Raw genomic sequence first — 19812 nt, forward strand, 5'->3', positions numbered from 1 at the left:
AAATGCAAATAACAATTCTTGACTTTAAGGATTACTATCGGGAGCGACGGGACTCGAACCCGCGACCTCCTGCGTGACAGGCAGGCGTTCTAACCATCTGAACTACGCCCCCAAATGCAATACCTTAAGATTATATTGTTTTTCTTTTTGTTTGTCAATTTATTTTAATGCATCTATATGATCTGAGATTTTTGAATCTCTTTTTATTGTTTTTAGGCTGACATTTTTAATAATGTCTTTGCTTGATATTATTTTTATGCTTTCTTTAGCTCTTGTTATTGCAGTGTAGAGTAGTTCTTTTGTTAAGAATGGATTATCTTCTATTATTATTTGTACATGTTGATATTCAGAGCCTTGGCTTTTATGTATGGTTGTTGCAAAACTAAGTTCATATTTGTTTATTAAATTAAAGTTGATTCTTTTGTATTTTTCATCTTCTTTTTTGAATAAAGCGTAAATTTTAGAGTTTTCTCTAAAGAGAATACCCCTTTCTCCATTAAATAGATCGTTTTTATAATCATTTTGAGTAATTAAAATTATTTGTCCAATTAAATTGCCATAGATTTTTTTCAAATATAATTTTATTATTTCATTTATTCTTTTTGTTCCAAATTTTCCAAAATTTCTTGAGCATAAAATGACGTTGCTAAGCAAAGCATTAATTATTAATTTAATTTCTTTGTTATTTAGTGAATTGAGATCAAAATTATAGATTTTTTTATATAAGTTTTTTATGTGATTTAATAATTCATTTTCAATATTGACTTTATTTATGTCCTTTAAAATTATATTTTTGTTGGCATTAAGTTGAATATCAATTAGATTTGTGTCCTCTTGATATATTGCTTTGGCTAATAAATTTATCCCATCGTTACTTCTAAAATTTTTTTTAAGTATTTCTATGTTTTCATCATTTATTTCTTTTATTTGCGTTAGACTTGAATATACATTGCCTCCAGCTATTGATGGAAGTTGGTTTTTGTCCCCCGTTATTATGAGTTTTGTGCTTATCTTAACCGCCTTTAGCAATTTTAAGAAAGTGCTTGAATCTATCATAGATGCTTCATCAATTATTATTATTTCAAATTCTAGGGGGTTGGCTTCATCATATTTATTGCCTTTATTGATAAATGACATTTTTAATAATTTTTGTACTGTGCTATATTCTGTTTCAAGATTTTTAAATGATTCTTTTAGACTTGATTTTAGTTTTTGACTTGCTTTTCCAGTTGGTGCTACAAGGGCTACCTTTTGTTTAACATTTGAGTGCATATCAATTGCTTTTAGAATATAATTTATAGTTGTTGTTTTGCCTGTTCCCGGTCCGCCACTGAGTATAAAGAAATTACTTTTTAAAGATTTTTTGATTGCATTGATTTGTTCTTCACTTAGGTCCTTAGTGTTTAAGTTGTTCATGATATTTTGTATTCTTTGAGTAGTTATTTCACTTTTATTATCCTTAAGTCTTTGATCTATTTTTTTTATTAATTCTTCTTCTTCTCTAAAGTTTTTTTGGGTATAGATATTAATATTATTTTCTAATATTAAAGGAGTTATGATTCTTTCATTTTTATTAAGATCTTTCATTATATTATTTTCTTTTAAATGTAAGATTATTTTGTATATTTTTGTTGCTTGTGTAAACTTTTCAAGTTCTTCTAGTATGTTGATTGATTTTTGATAAGATTGATCTTCATCTTCTATTTCAAGGAAAGCACAGTTGATTGTATTTTGAATATCTTTAATTAATAAATTAATATTAGCTCTTAAGTGTCCTTTAGAGAGATAATTAAATAAGAATATTAAAAAAGTAGTAATTTCTTCGTATTTTTCATCTTTGATTTTTTTTGTGAGTAAATGTGCTTTATAGTAATTTTCTATGTTTATGTTTAAAGTTTCTATTATTTCATAAATTTTGAGTTCTGGATTCAAATAGTTTCTCTTATGATCTTTTAAAAACTCTCTTAAGACTAAAAAATTTCTCATATTTTCCTTTTAATATTTTAATTGTAAATATATTTGCTCTAAATCTAATTCTTTGAAATTTGGTATGGTGAAATAAATCCCATTCTGTGTTTTAGATTGTTTTTTGGTATTTTTTTGAAATGCTCTTGTAAAGAGATATATTACTCCTCCAAAGTATTTATTATATTCTTCTGAATTTTTAAAGAGTATTTTTTTTGTTCCTAGTGCGTAAATTTTATATTGTAAGTCATACATTTCTTGTTTCATCTTCTTTTTTAAATTTGTTAAATTATAATCTTTTGAATTTGCTCCAAGATAATTTGTTTTGTAGTCTAAAATGTATACTTTATTATTTATCTTAAATATAAGATCAATGATTCCCTTTATATATCCATTATTGAGTGTTAAATCCAATTTGTTATAATTTTTAAAGAGAGACTTTTGTTCATAAATTTTTGTATCTATCTTGATTAAAAATTCCATTTCTTTTTGCAATTCTTGAATATCACACAGTCTTGCGTCAATAAATTTGATTTTTGTATTTAATATGTTATAGATCATTTTTATTAACATTTCTTGTATCTTTGGTGTATTTAGTTTTGAATTGAAATGTTCAATTCTTTTTTGTATAAGAGCAATATTGATTTTTTGAAAATTGTTGAAATTATCTTTTGCGTCGCTAAAATTTATATCTTTCATTATGACATGTAAAATATTACCAATATCTTTGCCCTTTGGGAGTGTTTCTTCCGTACAATTAGCATGATTGTCATAAGTCTCATCATCTCTTGTTTCTTGATTTGCATGGTAATTAAATTTATAATTTGATGCAAGACTTGTATAGCTATGTATATATTCTCTTCTAAATAAATGTTTGTTTATTGGTGTTGGAGGGATTAATTTTATTTCTTTGTTATCATTTTTTTCTAATTTATTGAATTTATGAGTTTTAATCAGATTATATACATTAAAGTCTAAATTTATTTTATCGATTGTTTTTATTTCCGCTAGCTCTAGCATTTTATTTATTATTGTGCCTTTATTGATAATAAATAGTGCGAATCTTGATCGTGTTGTTCCTACATAAAAAATATTTTTCTCTTCATTTAAAATCTTATGTTTGGCAGATTGTTGATTTTCTTTTAATTTTAAAAAATCATATTCTATCTTATTTTCTAAGCAAAATTTATAAAATGTATCTGATTTTTTCAGTAGGCTATCATTGTTTTGAATATCACCTATGAGAAATACGATATTAACACTTAGTCCTTTTGATTTATGAATTGTCAGTATTTCTATGGATTGACTACCTTGGGTAGTGATTTGCTCTTCATTTTGTTCAGTATCTTTATTGATTATTAGATCTTCTAGAGTGCATATTAATGATTCTATGGTTTTATCTTCATAGTAAATTTTGGAAATAAAGTCTAGACTTATTTCGTAGTTCTTAAGTTCCTCAAATTTTTCCTCATTTATTAGGGTTTCTCTGTAGCTTTTTTTTGATTGTGCAAATTCAGTAAACGTAGTATTATTAAAAATTTTTGCCAAATTGAGCCATAAATCTTTCTTTGATATGATTTCGTCTATTGCTTTTATTAATGTTATTTTTTGATTTTCAAGTAAATATATTATGTCACTAATGGTTTCTTCTATGTGTTTTATTTCATTTTTTTCAAGTAGATTTAGGTATAATTCCCACGGAAGGTTTATTATTTTGCTAGTTAAGATATAGTTTAGAGTTTGAAAATTTTGTTTCCTGTCGAAACATTTTATAAGGTAAAATATTTCGCTGAATTCTTTCGTCTTAAAGAATGGTTCTTCGATCTTATTCGTTTTTATATTTTGATTTTTAAGTTCTTTAGCTATTAAATCTATTTCCTTGCTTGTTCTGCAAAGTACTTTTATGTCTGATTCTTTAATTTGTCTTAGTTTGTTGTTATCATAAATTTTTCCGTTTGTTAGTAGATATTTTATTGTTGTAGCTGTTTTTTGTAAAATATTTTTATCTTCTTCATTTTTTATTATGTTTATTGCTTCTATTTCTTGATCGTTTATAAAAATTTTATTTTTGTCATTCTTAGGTTCTGTTTTTGACTTGATAAATTCTATTTGTTCGATTTTCGTTGTGTGTGTTTTATTATAGATATTATCAAACATGATATTTAAAGGTTCAACTAATTTTTTGTTTGCTCTGTAATTTGTTAATAAGGTTATTCTTGCGTTATCTTTTATTTGATCTTTTATACCTTGGTTATAATATGATATATCAGCATTTCTAAATGTATAAATTATTTGTTTAGGATCGGCTATAAATATTAGCTTTATGCCACAAGAGTTAAGTAGTTTAAATATTTCTATTTGTATTAGGTTTAAATCTTGTGCTTCATCTATTAGTATTATTTTATATCTGCTTTTTATTGAATTTAATAATTTGTTATCATGAGATTCCAGGTGTTTTTTGAAGTTTAGAATTATATGTTTTTGGTCTATTGTGTTTGTTTCATTAATGGTATTTGCAAGTTCTTTTTCTATATATTTAAGTATTTTATATTCGACTTTTAGATTAATAAATCTTTTAAGTGTGTTTTTATCTTCTTTATTTATATTTGTTTCATGACTAAGTTTTCTTAAGGCGGTTTGTATTTTTAGTTCCTTAGGTAAGAGAGTGACATTTTTTTTAAGATTAGATTCTATTATCTTCGAAAGAAATTTGTTGTTTACAAGTATGTCTGTTATTTTTACTATATCTTTTTCATTACTATATTTTATTTCCGATATTTTAATTCCTTGATTATGTTTATTTAGGAAAGTTATTTTTTCTTCCATAGTCATTTTGTTTAATGCTTCGACTATTAAGTTATACTCATTAATTAATCTATCTTGATTTGTAAGCATTTTTTTAAAAATCGTTTGAGTTTTTATCCAATCCCCAAGTTTTTGTGTCTTGTCTATTTTATATCCTTGTCTTATATATTGAATCATGTCTTTTGTAGTTTTAAATTTAGACTTAAAGATTTCAAATTCATCATCTTTGATTGCTAATTCTTTTTTTAATGAATCCGATTTTCTTAAAAATTCATAAACTATTTCGTCTATTTCTGATGTAAAATTTTCTTTTACACTGTATTTGACAAAGTTTTCTGTCTCGATTTGAAAATTGTTTAGAGAATGTAGTGCAAATTTGTTTATGGTTGAGATAAATATTTTATTTGATTGCTCGTAAAAATTTTTTAAAGATTTATCTTTTTGTGAATTTTGATATTCATGTTCAATTGATTTCAATATTCTAGTATGCATCTCTTCTGTTGCTTTTTTTGTGAATGTTAGCACTAAAATCTCGCTTGGAGAGTACATTTTATTTATGAGTAAGTTTGTAATAGTATTCTCAAGTATGTAGGTCTTTCCAGTTCCTGCTGAAGCCTCAATTAATATTTTTTCGTTGTATTTGATTTTATCTATTATTTCTCTCATGGGATTAACTTTCTACCTTGATGAATTTAGCATAAAAATCTTGAAGTAATTTTTCTAAGTTGTCGTTTATGTCTAGATCGTGAGTGTCTTTAAATCTGTTATAATATGGACACCATGTTATATCTCTTTGTTGAAGAATGAATTCCATATCTTTGTTAATATTAATGCTTTTTTGTGGATATTTTATTTGTGTTTTTAGTACTGTTGGAAATTCGTTTATGTCTTTTATTTTAATTAAACTTTTTTGTATTAAATCCTTATAAATGGGAGTAGGATAGCTTGAGATGTATGCTATTTGTTTTAATAAATTTGTAAGGTCTATGTAGTTTATCGTTTCATTTGTATATTGATTCTCAAGTGATAATTTAGAAGTTTTATAAGTTATTCTTATTTCTTGAATTGATTCTATATTTTTAATTGAGCTTTTTAACATTAATCCTATTATGTATAGGTTGATTTTTCTGATAATTTTGTCTTGACCGTAATCTTTTTTCTCTAAATTGACATAAAAATATCGATTATCTATTTTATATATGTTTTTGAGTGTTCCATTTAACTTAAATTCTATTGTTTCACCTTCGAAGTTAATGAATATACTTTTATTTAATGTGATTTCGGTTTTCTGCATTTTGAAAAATTCCTGAAAATTGATAACAATATTATTTTTGATTTCATTGAATTTTTCTATGAATTCTTCTTTGATAGTTGTTTTTTTGATTTTCATGGGAATTATTCCCTTCTGAATCTGATTTTCAATTATATTATCTATTTTCTCTAATATATGTTCATTAGTTTCATCTTTTATATATTCATGTATTGGTATGATATTATTCATTAGCTTATAATTAAAATTATCAATGTCAATAATCTGTTCTTCTTGTTTTTTTTTAATATCACCAATTTGGCTTATATCTTTAATATATACATTTAATATTTCTTCATAAAAGTATTTGTATGGATTGGTTATAGCTTTATTTATGTCTTCTATCCTTAGTGTGATTTGTTTTTTTAATTTAAGTCTTTTCTGTTTGAAGTTTGGATGTTTGCCTTGTTGTAGTGATTTTGCAATATTAAAGGCTTCTGTATCATAGTTAATTAGGTAATTGGCTTTTTTGTATTTGAAATATTCAAAATCGTAATTTTCACTTGGGTGTATTTCAATTTTTAGCTCTTGTCCCATATCTCTTATGTAATTTATTATCTTATTTATTACTTTAGGTTTATTGATATCTGGATTTGGAGATTCGCTTAGTGAGTAATAAAAATAGAATTTGTTTGATGCTGCAAAGATTATTCTAATTAAATTTGAAATGCTATCTTGTTCCAGATTGACATAGTCATAATATTCGTTTAATAAGTTCATGTTATCAAAATGAATATTTGAATTTAATTGATGGATTCCTAAAAAGTGAATTTCAGGTTTTTGTAAATATTCGATTTTATCAGAGCTTGCAACAAGTATACCTGTATTTTGATTGTTTGATTGATATGCTTTTTGTTCGATGCTCTCTTCAAGCATTATTTTGAAGAGAGCAAAATCAACTTTTCTGTCTTTAACTTTTGTCATGTAATCTTTGTAAAGGTTTTCATTAAAATCTTTTGAAAAGTTTTTAAAGTATTGTATTCTTGTGCTTATATATTCATCGATTTTGTTGTTATCTTCAAGTTTGATATATTTATCTATGAAAATATCCATTATTTCTGCCCATTCATATATTGTATATTCTTGTTCTTGAAAGTACATTATGTCTTCGTATAGGCTTTTTATTATACTTATTAATCTTACTATTGAATCTGGATCTTGAAAGCTTATGCTCTCTTGACAATTATTGCATTCATATTTTTCATTAAACATTGTAGATGTGAGAAATCTATCAAAGCCATTTTCCCATGAATTTAAAAAATTCTTGTCATAAGATAAGCTTTCTTTATGAGCATCATTCATTCCAAAATTAATATTCACTGCATCGTTAAATTTTATTAGGTATTCTAATTCACTTATTGAGATGTTGAATTTATTCATTACTTTTGTATTACTTAAAAATTCAATTATTTCTTTTCTATTAAAATTACTAATCGTTCCTTTGTTTGAAACGAAGAATTTCATTAATTGTTTTAATGCTATTACACTTTTACTTTGTGAGATATCTTTAGAATCTAAAATAGTAAATTCAAGTTCATATTTATTTAAAAATTCTTCTATGTATGGTAAGTATATGTCCATATCTTTTGGTAAGTAAGTTATTACGATATCGTTTATTTTTAGATGATTATTTTGTGTTGAATGTAAAATATTATTTACTAAAATTTCTACCTCTCGTTTTTTTGTTGTTGCCTCTGTTATTTTAAAACTATTATCTAAGTTTAATAGGGGAGTACCTTTTATAATATTGTTTTTGAAACTTGCTAAAAAATTTTTCTCTTCAAATGGTTGAATATCAGTTTCTTCTTCTATTTGTGTACTTGAATTGCATTTTTTGATTTTTACCGGCACTAGTTCATCTATGAAGGCAGATTTGATTTGAGTTATATCTTCAAGTATCAATTCGTATACTATAATGTCGAAAATTTTTTGCAAACAATGTAAAATTTTTCTGTCAGTTTCTCTAGTCTCTCCAATTATTATTATTCTTTTTGTTTCAATGCTTTGCTTAGTATCTGTTATTTCTTGTTCAATTTTTTCGTGCAAGTTAAAAAGGCTGATTTGATTTTCAAATAGTTTTTCAAACATTTCCTTTTGCATGGATTCATAGTGAATCTTATTTTGATCTTCAAATAAAAATTTATTTTGTCTCCAATAATCAATTAAATTTGGAAATTTAGAGTAGTATTTATGAAATAAAGTTATTATCTTTGATGCAAAGATATATCTGTTTTTTGTCGATTTAAATTGCTTGATATTTTTTATTTTATTGTCTTTTAACATGTGATACAGAATAAATTTTTCTGTTTCTGAGTAAAGGAGTAATGTATTGTTTTCCAAAAATTTTTTTATATTGTGGTTTTCCATTGAGAGATTATATATCGTTTTTATTATGTTTTGTTTTACATTGAGGTTATATGAGACTTCATTTAGGGTTGCTAGATATTTTTTAATTTCTTCGCTTAAAATGTTACTTTTTAAAATGATGATAGTTTCTTTTTTAAATATGTCATCGTTTTTAATTAATTCTTTAATTTTATTATAAATTTTGCTTACTTTGTTTGTTTTATATATCTTATACATATAATACACATATTATACATAGTATTATGGTTTTTTGTTTTCTTTAATGAGTTTGTTTCTTAGATTTTTTAATTTCTCTGTAATGCTTACTTTATATATGTGTGGATTTATGAGCCTTTTATGTGTATGATCGATCTTTTTAAGATCACTTTGAACCCTTGCTCTTATATGTTCGAGACTTGATTCGCGGGTTTGACAAATTTTGTTGTTTTCAAAAACTGTATTTATTAAAAATTCAAAGCTTTCATATGTTTTTATTTCTTTGAATGTATTGTCTTGTATGGGGTGAAAAATTGTAAATTCCTTTTTTAAGCTTAACATTTTTTTTATTTCTTCTTCTTCTTCTTTTAAAAAAATTAGATCGAAAATCATTTGTTCATTTGAGTATATTCTGACAACCCCTTTTTGAGAGGGTAGTGTTGATTTATGAATGTTATTTGACATTTTCATTTTAGGGATAAATTTGCCGTTTTGTTGAATTGATGTCATTTTGTACACCCCTGAGAGATTGGATTCTCCTTTTGCAGTAACTAGATTGGTTCCTACTCCCCAGAAGTCGATAGGCGCATAAATTGAGTTTAGATACATAATAATTTCTTCATCAAGTTCGTTTGATATAATGATTTTTACTTCAGATAGTCCATTCTCATTAAGTATTCTTCTAACTTGTTTGCTTAAGTATTCAAGATCTCCGCTGTCAATTCTAACGGAAAAATTTTTGCTTCCTTTTTTTTTTAGTGCTTTGAAAACTTTTATTGCATTCTTAAGACCACTGTTAAGTGTATCATAAGTGTCAATTAACAAACTTACATTATTTGGATATATTTTTGCATATTCCCAAAAGGCCTCTTCTTCATTTTTAAAACTCATTATCCAGCTGTGAGCCATTGTGCCAATGACAGGAATATTGTATTTATATCCTGCAAGTACATTGCTTGTAAAATTAGCACCTCCTATGTAAGCAGCTTTACTTGCTGAGAGTGCGCCATTAATTCCTTGCGCTCTTCTAAGACCAAATTCTGCTAGATTTTTAGCCCCGGCTTCTTTAATTCTTGCTGTTTTAGTTGCAATTAGGCTTTCAAAATTTATTGTATTTAATATCAGTCCTTCTATGAGTAAGAGTTCAATTAAATTTCCTTCAATGATTAGTATGGGTTCATGGGGGAAAACGATTCTTCCTTCTTCTATTGAGCTTATTTTTATGTTTAATCTAAATGTCTTTAAGTATTCTAAAAATTTTTTGTCAAAATACTGTAAACTGTCTAGATATTTAATCTCTTCATCTCTGAAATGTAATTCTTTTAAAGCATTAAGTAATGTGTGAATTCCTGCTAAAATTATGTATCCGTTTTTAAATGGCGTTTTTCTGAAAAACATTTCAAATTTGACTTTTGGATTAATACTTCTTATGAAGTAAGCATTCATCATTGAGAGTTCATAAAAATCTGTAAATAGTGATAAGTTTTTCATTTCTTATACATTGTACACTATACTAATTATAACACTATATTTGTATTTGATTTTTATAAATTTTGAGGCATTCGTTTTAAACCGTCATTGCTGTGATTAAATTTAATGTAGGTATAACTATTATTTATAATAAGAATATTATGTCATGGTTTTTGATGTGACAATAATAGTATAATTATCTGTTGGAGATATTTTATGAGTGAAAAGAATGTATCTAATTTTGATGTTGTAATATTTGGTGTTACTGGCAATTTGTCTAGAAGAAAACTTATTCCTTCTCTTTTTAATTTGTATAAGGATGGTCATATTAATAATTTTAGAATTATTGGGTTTGCGAGAAGAAACTTTACTGATTATGAACTTGAGGTTTATATTAAGGATTCTTTGTGGCAAGAAGAGTCTACTGATTTGGTTGATGATTTTTTGAAATTTTTTGTTTATTTATCAGGAGATTTTAGGGCAAAGGATGCTTATGTAAAATTGTCATCTCTTTTAAATAATAGAGAGAGAATATATTATCTTTCAACATCACCTGAGTTTTATGAGGCAATAATTGAAAATTTAAAACCATATTCATTTAGTAATACTTCTTATTTGTCTAAAATAATTCTTGAAAAGCCTTTTGGTAGTAGTCTTGATACAGCTAGGTGTTTAAACACTCTTCTTTATTCTGTGTTTAGGGAAGAACAAATCTACAGAATTGATCATTATTTGGGCAAAGAAACCGTTCAAAATATTTTTACATTTAGGTTTGGGAATTCTATTTTTGAAAATATTTGGAACAATCGTTATGTGGACTTTATTCAAATTACCGTAGCAGAAGAGGCAGGAATTGATGGTAGGGCTGAGTATTATGATTCTGTTGGTGCCTTAAGAGATATGGTTCAAAATCATATCTTACAACTTTTAAGTTTAGTTGCAATGGAACCTCCTATTGGATTTAGTGCTGACTTTATTCATGATGAAAAGGTTAAGGTTTTAAAGAGTTTAAGAAAATTAAGTAGAGAGACTATGCAAAATCATATTATCAAAGGACAATACATGTGTTCTCAGGTACAAGGGATTTTAAAAAAAGGATATAGAGAAGAAGCTAATTTTTTAAGTACTTCAGATACTGAAACTTATTTGGCTATGAAATTGTTTATTGATAACTGGCGTTGGTCTGGGGTGCCTTTTTATATTAGGACGGGGAAAGCGCTTGTGAGGAAATTTTCAGAAATATATATTCAATTTAAAAAGCCTGATTTCACTATTTTTAATACTGGGTTGATTAATCTTTCAAATGCTTTGATTTTTAGAATTCAACCGAGAGATGGCATTGAAATTAAGTTTAATACTAAGCGACCAGGATATAATTATGATATTCAGGAAGCTAATATGGAATTTTCTTATCATGCTTCATTTAACAAATTTTTTAGTGAGTCTTATGAGAGATTACTTTTTGATGCTTTTTTGGGTGATAAAACTTTGTATGCTCGAAATGATGAGATTGATAGTTCTTGGGAATTTGTATCAGATATTCTTGATAAATGGGAAGACATTAAAAATTGGGATTATTGTTATGGATCAGAAGGACCAGTTGAAGCAAATATGATTTTAGAAAATGACCATTTTTGGCGTAAGATGTAGGTATTTGAAATATTAAATTTAGATTTGTTAAGTTAATTAAGATAAAATTTATGCCTACTTTATTTGTTGTTATAGGTGTTTATACTGTCTTAGATGATTTTCTTATTTTGTCTTGTCTGGTTTAAACATAGTATTGTTTCATAGTTTTATTACAAAGTAATTATATGTAAGTATATGATTGTTTTCAAAAAATAATCTTCATGTAATTTATGATTTTCTCTTTTATATTCAATTTTTTATTCAATCTGAATTTATTTTTTTAATAAAATCTTTAAATGTTATATTTTGTGGTATAATATTAAAAATACATATCCATATTTTTAGACTTATAATTAATTAAGGTAATTTATTTTACTGTTTTTTGTTTGTGGAGTTTTGGTGGAAAATGTAATGAGTGTGAGATTAAATTTGATTTTGTTGGATTTTGCCCTTTATTGACAAGAGTTTTTTCTGTTCTTTGTAAAAGGATAAGTAATTTTGAAATCAGTTCAAGTATTAGTCTTAAAATATGTTATTTGTTTTATTGCTTAAACAGAAAAGGTTTCTGTTTAAGGTATTAATCTTATTGAAGTTTTATGCAAATTTGTAAATATTTATATATTATGAAAAAGATTTAGTAAGGGAGAAGATCGAAATGCTTAATTTTTTTCTTGGTACTGAGATGGTAAATTTTTTTGTTGTAGTTATAATGAAGAGTGTTATGAAAAATAAATGGTTAGGGTTGATTGTTAAGATTGAAAATTTAATGCGGAGGTGGGAGTTCTACAGGTTTGATAGTTATATTTCTTACTGTCATAGTTGAGGGTATTTTTTTGCTAGTGATTATGATCCCTATGCTTATTTGTAATAGGTTTTTGCAAAAGAAGTATCTATTTATGATAATATTCCTTCTCATAGAAGTTGTTTGCGTATAGATATGTTTATTTGCCTTTTGGCAGGTCTGTAGGATGTTAAGAGTATTGTTCCTTCCATAAGTAGTTATAGTTTTAATTTATCAACTATTTTTCTATTTTTTGTCTATGATGGTTAGCCTTGATATAAAGGGATTTTTTAGATTATCGCTAAAAATAAATTGATTTTAGATTTCTTAAGTTGAATAAGAGAGCTAAGTAATTAATTCATAAATGCATGAATTGTAAGGGGGTTTAAAATGAACAAAGGTAGTCATATACAGCCAAATTTTTTAGGGCTTATTCCTTTTCTTGTTTTTATTGTTGTTTATGTAGGAACAGGAGTGGCTTTAGAGTTTCAAGGTGTAGAGATGGCTTTTTATCAAATGCCACCAATAATTGCTATGTTATTAGCTGTTGTTACAGCATTCCTTTTATTTAAGGGTTCGTTTATAGATAAGATGAATGACTTTATTGAAGGATGTTCACAGACTGATATTATATTTATATCTTTCATCTTTATGATTTCAGGTGCTTTTTCGGCTGTTTGTAAAGAAATAGGTAGCATTGAAACCGTAGCAACTATTGGACTTAAGTATATACCTGCTAATTTGTTGATAGCAGGCATATTTTTAATATGCCTTTTTCTATCTACTGCAACTGGCAGCTTTCTTGGAACCGTTGTGGCTATTACTCCAATTGGATTTGAAATAGCAAATAAAAGCGGTATCCCATTGCCAATGGTTGCAGGAGCTGTGCTTGGAGGTGGCGCTTTTGGTGATAGCATGTCTTTAATATCAGATACAACTATTATTGCAAGTCGTACGCAAGGAGTTAAAATTATAGATGTTTTTAGAAATGGTGCTTTTTTTACATTTCCTGCATCTATTTTATCAACTGTAGCATTTGCTGTTTTAGGCTCTTATATTGGTGGTATTGGAGTTAATGTTGAGCTTGGTGAGATAAGTTATTTGAAAGTGATTCCTTACCTTTTTGTTATAATTTTTGCGTTTTTAGGAGTAGATGTATTTTTAGTTTTATTTTTTGGAATATTAATTGCTGGTGGTATTGGCATTTTTAATGGTGATTTAACTTTGCTTTTGATGTTTAAAAATATTAATGCTGGACTTTTAGATTTAAGTGAGATGCTTATTCTTGTTATTTTTACAGGAGGAATTTCTTATATGACTATTAGGCATGGGGGTTTTGAGTGGATTTTAACTAAGTTGAAGTATTTTGCTAAGTGCAGAAGGAGTGCCGAGTTTACAATTACTTTTTTAATAATTATGGTGACAGGTTTTCTTTCAAATAGTGGTCTTGCAATTTTAGTTAATGGGACTGTTACTAAAGGTATATCTGAAGCAAATTCTGTATGTCCTAAGCGTTGTGCGGCATTGCTTTCAATTTCTTCTTGTGCGTTAATTGGTGCTTTACCATATGGTATGCATATGATAAGTTTGATAAATATTGCAAAAGGGACCATATCTCCACTTGATATCATGCCATTTTTGTTTTATCAAGTATTTTTAGGTGTCATTATTATTGTGTCCATAGCTTTTTTTGGGTTAAAAAATCAGTTTTTAAATTCTGCTAAAGTTTGATTAAGATAAGGCACCTTTTAAATAAAAGGTGCCTTAGATTTTGTTAGGATGATAATTCTACATATATTCTCATTTGTTCTTCTTTAACTTCTTTAGGCACTGTTTTAAATACTTCGTGGTTTGAAAAATTTGTTGGAAGAAATTTTTCTTCTAAGTATATATTTATTTCAGGATTTACCTTTGCTTCTTCCTGTAATCGATGCAATACATTTTTGTTTGGTGAATTATATTTTGTCTCTTTAAAGTTTGCATAAGATGCTTCATTTTCATAAAGAAAGTTTATGAATTTATAAGCAAGTTCTTTATGAGGTGCGTCTGATGGAATTACCATGACATCAACCCAGATATTTGTACTATTAGGTACATAAAAGTCTAAATTTGGATCTTTAAGCATTGCATCTATTGCTTCTCCGCTCCATGTTAGTTGGATTGATGATTCACCATTGAGTATTAGAGATTTTGCAGCAATATCTGAAAAATAACCTATTACCAAGGGAGATTGTTTTTTGAGTAGTTCTTCGGCTTGTTTGATTATGGATATTTTGTGTTCATTGAAGGAATAGCCAAGTTTTTTAAGTGCAACCCCAATATTTTCTTTTGGCGAGTCTAACATTGCAATTTCTTGTTTATATTTTTCGTTAAATAGTATATCAAATTCATTCATGTCATTTATATCAACTTTGGTTTTGTTATAAAGTATTCCCATTACTCCCCAAAAGAGAGGTACAGAATAGAAATTATCAAAGTCATGTTCTAGATTATAAAATCTATCTAATATATTATTTTTTACATTTTGCAGTTTTGAATAATCTAACTTTTCAATTTTGTTTTCACTTATTAATTCTCCAATCAAATATTCTGATGGAACTATAATGTCATAATAACCTTTTGTGTTATTAAATTTTGCCATCATTTCTTCATTGTTATTGAAACATTCATAATTGATTTTTACATTATTTTCTTTTTCAAATTGAGCTAGTAATTTTTCGTCAATATATTCTGCCCAGTTAAGGACATTAAGAGTATTTTGTGTTTTTCGAGGAGAACAAGAGATGACTGTCAAAATTATTGTTAATATTAAAAATTTTTTCAAAATTAAACTCCTTATTATTAAATTTCTGTATCTACTGTTAATTTTTTGATTCCTACGCATTTATTTATAATAAATAGAAGGCTAAGTATTACAAAAAATAGTATAGAAGAAATGGCATTGATTATGGGCTTTATTCCTCTCTTAGTTAAAGAGTTTATGAGTATTGATAAATTATTAAACCCTTGGCCTGTCGTGAAAAATGATATTAAAAAGTCATCAACCGATAATGTAAATGCAATGAGACCTCCTGTTGCCACACTTCCAATTATTTCTGGACATATTATGTTTTTAAAAATTTGGCTTTCTGATGCTCCAAGATCTCGAGCTGCATCAATAACGTTTTCTGAGAGAGAATATAATTTAGGCAAAATTATTATTATTATGTAAGGTGTTGAGAAGATTATGTGTGACATTAGCATTGTAGAAAAACCCAGCTGTATTTTTATCAAAGAAAAAAAAGTCATTAAACTAATTCCTGTTACGATGTCAGGATTAATTATTGGTATTTTATTGATTGATAACAGGATGGTTTTTATTTTTTTGTTTTTTGTTTTGTAAATACTGTAAGCGCCCAGAACACCAATTACAATAGAAATTAAGGATGATACTATTGCTACTAATAAAGTATTATATATGACTATTTTTATTTGCTGTGATTCAAAGACTTCCTTATACCATTTTAGGCTAAATCCTTGAAAAAAAAATCCATTGTTTCCTGCATTAAAAGAGTAAATTATTAAAATTAATATGGGTGCATAAACGAATCCAAGTGTCAGGAATAGAAAAGTGTTTTTTAGTATTTTAAGCATATTAATATCCTTATTTTACGTTGTTTTTTGCATTAATTTAAGTATTATTAAGTTGAATATCAATATTACTATCATTACAATAAATGAAATAGCAGCGCCAGTATGCCAATCTTCTACGAATAAGAATTGTTTTTCAATTAAATTGCCGATTAAAATTTGTTTAGCGCCACCTAATAGATCTGATATGATCAACACTGTGATTGATGGTATGAATACCATTATTATTCCTGTGGCAAGATATGATAATGTTAATGGTAGCTTGATATATAATAATATTTGCCACATTCTTGCACCAAGGTCCTTTGCAGCTTCAATATATTCATATTTTATTTTTGAAAGTCCTGTATATATTGGTAAGACCATAAATGGTAAAAAATTATATACCATACCGATTATTACAGCTTTTTCATTGTAGAGCAGTTCGATAGTTTCAAGTCCCATGGCTTTAAGCAAATTATTAATAATCCCATTTTTTCCTAATATTCTGATCCAAGCATAAGTTCTAAGTAAGGTATTGATCCACATAGGGAGTATTATCATTATTATGAGCATATTTTGAACACTTTTTTTTGACATGGAAATAAACCATGCGGTGGGATATCCAATTAGCATACAAAATATGGTTGTAATTAAGGCAAAGTTTATGCTTCTTGAAAAAATTCTTAAGTAGCTTGGTTCTAATAATCTTATGAAATTTGCAAATGTGAGTTCATTTTGTTCATTGAAAAATCCTAAACCTATTATTATTACTAATGGGAAGATAATAAAGATTGATAAGAATAGAGTATATAGTACTAGAATTATTCTATGCATATTTGTTATTCCTTGCACATTACATGAATATCATCAGGACCTAATGAGATATCAACTTCTTCACCAACTTTTGTCAGTTTTGTGCTTTGAACTAACCAATGAGATTTTTGAATTTCTAGTGTCATTTCGTAGTGTACACCCTGGAATACTGCTGAAGTAATTATTCCACTTAAATTTCCCTGGCCTTTTGGTAATATTTTTACGTCTTCTGGTCGTATTACAAGGTCAACGGGTTCTTTATTTTTAAACCCTTTGTCAAGGCATTTGAAATCTTTACCAAACATTTTGACTACAAATTTTTTTTCATATGTTCCTTCAAAAATATTGCTTTCGCCAATAAAACTAGCTACAAATCTTGTTTTGGGTTCATTATAAATTTCTTCCGGTGTTCCAATTTGAAGGATTATTCCTTCATTCATTACTACTATTCTGTCGCTCATTGTTAATGCTTCTTCTTGATCGTGTGTGACATAGATAAATGTTATTCCAAGCTTTCTTTGTATTTTTTTAAGTTCTTTTTGCATTTCTTGTCTCATCTTTAAGTCAAGAGCTGATAGTGGTTCATCTAATAATAAAAGTTTAGGTTCCATAATTATTGCTCTTGCAATTGCGACTCTTTGTTTTTGTCCACCTGATAGTTCATTAATATTTCTGTAAGCGTATTTTTGCATGCCAATTAAGGAAAGTGCAGCTTTTACTTTTTCTTGAATTAAATTTTTGTTTATCTTTTTCATCCTAAGTCCGAATGAGATATTGTCGAAAACATTCATGTGTGGGAAGAGAGCATAGTTTTGAAATACAGTGTTAATTTCTCTTTTATTAGGTGTAATTTTTGAAATCTCTTTTGATAGGAAATGAATTTCTCCTTTGTTTTGATTTAAAAAACCCCCTATGATTTTTATCAGTGTTGTTTTACCGCATCCTGATGGACCAAGTAGGGTAATAAATTCATTTTTTTTAATTTTTAAATTAATTGTGTCTAGAGTTTTATTATTATTATCAGTATAATAATGACTTAAGTCTTTAATCTCTAGGATGTAATTATTCAACTAATGAGACCCCCCTTTTTTGCATGTGTCGACTGAATCACATGAAACTAGATTATACTTTATATTAATGCTTATGTAAATGACTTGTATTTATTGTTATTATGACGTTTTATGTCAAGTATAATTTTTCCAAATTTTCCTTCCCTATATTCTTTTATTAATATTTTTGACGCCCGTTCAATGTCTATTATATGTTTTTTATTTATAAATCCTCTTATTTTTGCAAATTCTTCTAAAATTTCAATTGAATTTGTTGATATTATATTATATTTGTTTAGTAATTTGGTTTTGTTATTTATGTGCATTTCTTTAAGTAGATATAGTGCTAGTTCTGTATTATCTATTATTTCATTTTTTATCATGTCTAATATTGCAAGTTTTTTTGCAATTTCTTGATCTTCGAAGTTGTGCCATAAGATTCCCGGCATGTCAAAGATATTAATTCTTTCATTTATTTTTAATATTTGTATATTTTTTGTGTGTCCTGGTTTATTTGCAACACTTGTGCTTTTTTTTCCTACTAATAGGTTAATTATTGATGATTTTCCAACATTTGGCACCCCTATTATTAATACTTTTATTTTTTCTTCGTAAGTTTTAATTTTTTTCACATTAGCTATTTTTGTTATGTTGTCTATTATTTGTTTTCTCATTCCTTTTTTGTATATGTTTGTGATTAGTACATTATTTCCAAGTATTTTAAAATATTCTTTCCATTTCAGAATTTCTCCTTCTTGTGCAAGATCTGATTTGTTTAAAAGTATTATTTTATCCCTATTTGAGTTTTTAATTATTTTTTCAGTTAGTGGATTTTTGCTACTAAGTGGGGCTCTAGCGTCAAGTATTTCTAATACAATATTTGTTTTTTGAAGATTTGCTTGGATTAAGTCTAATGCTCTTTTCATATGACCAGGGAACCAGTTGATTTTGTTTGACATTGTTAAATTATAGCTTAATTTAAGCAGATATGAAATTTGTATTTTATGCACTTAATTTTATGATGAATTGCATCTTTTTCAAAAATGGTATATTTTGTAAATTTAAGATTGCTTTAAATGATTAAATCATAGGGGGTTGTATATCATTGAAAAAATAAAAAAAGGTTTAATTGTATCTTGCCAAGCTCTTGAAGGAGAGCCTTTACATAGTAGTTTTATTATGTCTAAGATGGCCTTAGCAGCAAAAATGGGTGGGGCAGTTGGAATTAGGGCTAATAGTGTTCTAGATATTCGTCAAATCAAATCAGAGGTTGATTTACCCATAATAGGTATTGTTAAGAGAGTTTATAATGGTTCTTCTGTTTTTATTACACCTACTATTAAAGAAGTCGATGAACTTTGTAGTGAAGGAGTTGATGTGATTGCTCTTGATGCTACTCTTAGAGAGCGTCCCGATGGTCTTTTGTTGTTTGAGTTTTTTAATAAGATTAAACAAAAATATCCAAGTCAGCTCTTGATGGCAGATATTGCTTCTTTAGAAGAGGCTGTTAATGCAGATAAACTTGGATTTGATTTTATTGGTACGACTTTACATGGATATACCAAGAATACTGAAGGGTGCAATATTGCAGATAATGATTTTGCCTTTTTAAAAAATTTACTTAAGTGTAATTTCAAATCAAAGTTAATAGTTGAGGGAAAAATTGATACTCCTCTTAAGGCTAAGAGAAGTTTTGAACTTGGGGTTTCTTTAGTTGTTGTAGGTGGCGCTATTACACGGCCTATGGAAATTACAAGAAAATTTGTTGATAAAATAAATGAGGTTAAAGAAATTTGGGAGTGTTTATAATATCTAAT

At 26.9% G+C, this 19812-nt stretch carries 12 protein-coding genes and 1 tRNA gene; 3 read left to right on the forward strand and 10 right to left on the reverse strand.

The window, feature by feature from the left end; translation table 11 throughout:
- Positions 1–38: 38 nt before the first annotated feature.
- The 5 genes from bpuSUM_RS03190 to bpuSUM_RS03210 form a co-directional block, all read right to left on the reverse strand.
- Positions 39–112: transfer RNA gene (locus bpuSUM_RS03190), tRNA-Asp, on the reverse strand.
- A 47-nt stretch (positions 113–159) separates the two neighbouring features.
- The gene (recD, locus tag bpuSUM_RS03195; RefSeq protein ID WP_247065764.1) at positions 160–1986 is read right to left on the reverse strand and encodes an exodeoxyribonuclease V subunit alpha; all 1827 of its coding nucleotides are present in this window, start codon (positions 1984–1986) and stop codon (positions 160–162) included.
- Positions 1987–1995: 9 nt separating this feature from the next.
- A complete protein-coding gene (recB, locus tag bpuSUM_RS03200) occupies positions 1996–5436 on the reverse strand; it encodes an exodeoxyribonuclease V subunit beta (RefSeq protein ID WP_247065766.1) in 3441 nt (1146 codons plus the stop codon).
- A gap of 4 nt (positions 5437–5440) precedes the next feature.
- Complete coding sequence (locus bpuSUM_RS03205; RefSeq protein WP_247065768.1) at positions 5441–8662, reverse strand: exodeoxyribonuclease V subunit gamma; 3222 nt, start codon at positions 8660–8662, stop codon at positions 5441–5443.
- 24 nt (positions 8663–8686) lie between these two features.
- Entirely contained in the window at positions 8687–10132 is a 1446-nt protein-coding gene (locus bpuSUM_RS03210; protein WP_247065770.1) for a nicotinate phosphoribosyltransferase, read from the reverse strand.
- A 195-nt stretch (positions 10133–10327) separates the two neighbouring features.
- On the opposite strand from bpuSUM_RS03210, the gene zwf reads away from it, so the two are divergent.
- On the forward strand, positions 10328–11761 hold the full coding sequence (gene zwf, locus bpuSUM_RS03215; RefSeq protein WP_247065772.1) for a glucose-6-phosphate dehydrogenase: 1434 nt from the start codon (positions 10328–10330) through the stop codon (positions 11759–11761).
- A gap of 1150 nt (positions 11762–12911) precedes the next feature.
- The gene (locus bpuSUM_RS03220) at positions 12912–14252 is read left to right on the forward strand and encodes a Na+/H+ antiporter NhaC family protein (protein ID WP_247065774.1); all 1341 of its coding nucleotides are present in this window, start codon (positions 12912–12914) and stop codon (positions 14250–14252) included.
- A 43-nt stretch (positions 14253–14295) separates the two neighbouring features.
- Here the strand turns inward: bpuSUM_RS03220 and bpuSUM_RS03225 are convergent, their stop codons facing one another.
- From bpuSUM_RS03225 to ylqF, 5 genes are all read right to left on the reverse strand, one after another.
- The gene (locus bpuSUM_RS03225; protein WP_247065776.1) at positions 14296–15345 is read right to left on the reverse strand and encodes an ABC transporter substrate-binding protein; all 1050 of its coding nucleotides are present in this window, start codon (positions 15343–15345) and stop codon (positions 14296–14298) included.
- Between the two features lie 17 nt (positions 15346–15362).
- Positions 15363–16154 carry an ABC transporter permease gene (locus bpuSUM_RS03230; protein WP_247065777.1) on the reverse strand — a complete coding sequence of 264 codons (792 nt, stop codon included), beginning with the start codon at positions 16152–16154 and terminating at the stop codon, positions 15363–15365.
- Positions 16155–16169: 15 nt separating this feature from the next.
- Positions 16170–16967 carry an ABC transporter permease gene (locus bpuSUM_RS03235; RefSeq protein WP_247065779.1) on the reverse strand — a complete coding sequence of 266 codons (798 nt, stop codon included), beginning with the start codon at positions 16965–16967 and terminating at the stop codon, positions 16170–16172.
- 5 nt (positions 16968–16972) lie between these two features.
- Positions 16973–18016: an ABC transporter ATP-binding protein gene (locus bpuSUM_RS03240; protein WP_247065781.1), complete on the reverse strand. Its 1044-nt coding sequence runs from the start codon at positions 18014–18016 to the stop codon at positions 16973–16975.
- Positions 18017–18087: 71 nt separating this feature from the next.
- Positions 18088–18954, reverse strand: coding sequence for a ribosome biogenesis GTPase YlqF (gene ylqF, locus bpuSUM_RS03245; RefSeq protein ID WP_247065784.1), 867 nt, complete (start codon positions 18952–18954; stop codon positions 18088–18090).
- A gap of 136 nt (positions 18955–19090) precedes the next feature.
- Between ylqF and bpuSUM_RS03250 the strand changes: the two genes are divergently transcribed.
- Positions 19091–19804 (forward strand): N-acetylmannosamine-6-phosphate 2-epimerase, encoded by a 714-nt coding sequence (locus bpuSUM_RS03250; RefSeq protein WP_247065786.1) that lies wholly within the window; start codon positions 19091–19093, stop codon positions 19802–19804.
- The last annotated feature ends 8 nt before the right edge of the window (positions 19805–19812 follow it).

Origin of the sequence: Borrelia puertoricensis (assembly GCF_023035875.1) — a bacterium.
Classification (GTDB): domain Bacteria; phylum Spirochaetota; class Spirochaetia; order Borreliales; family Borreliaceae; genus Borrelia; species Borrelia puertoricensis.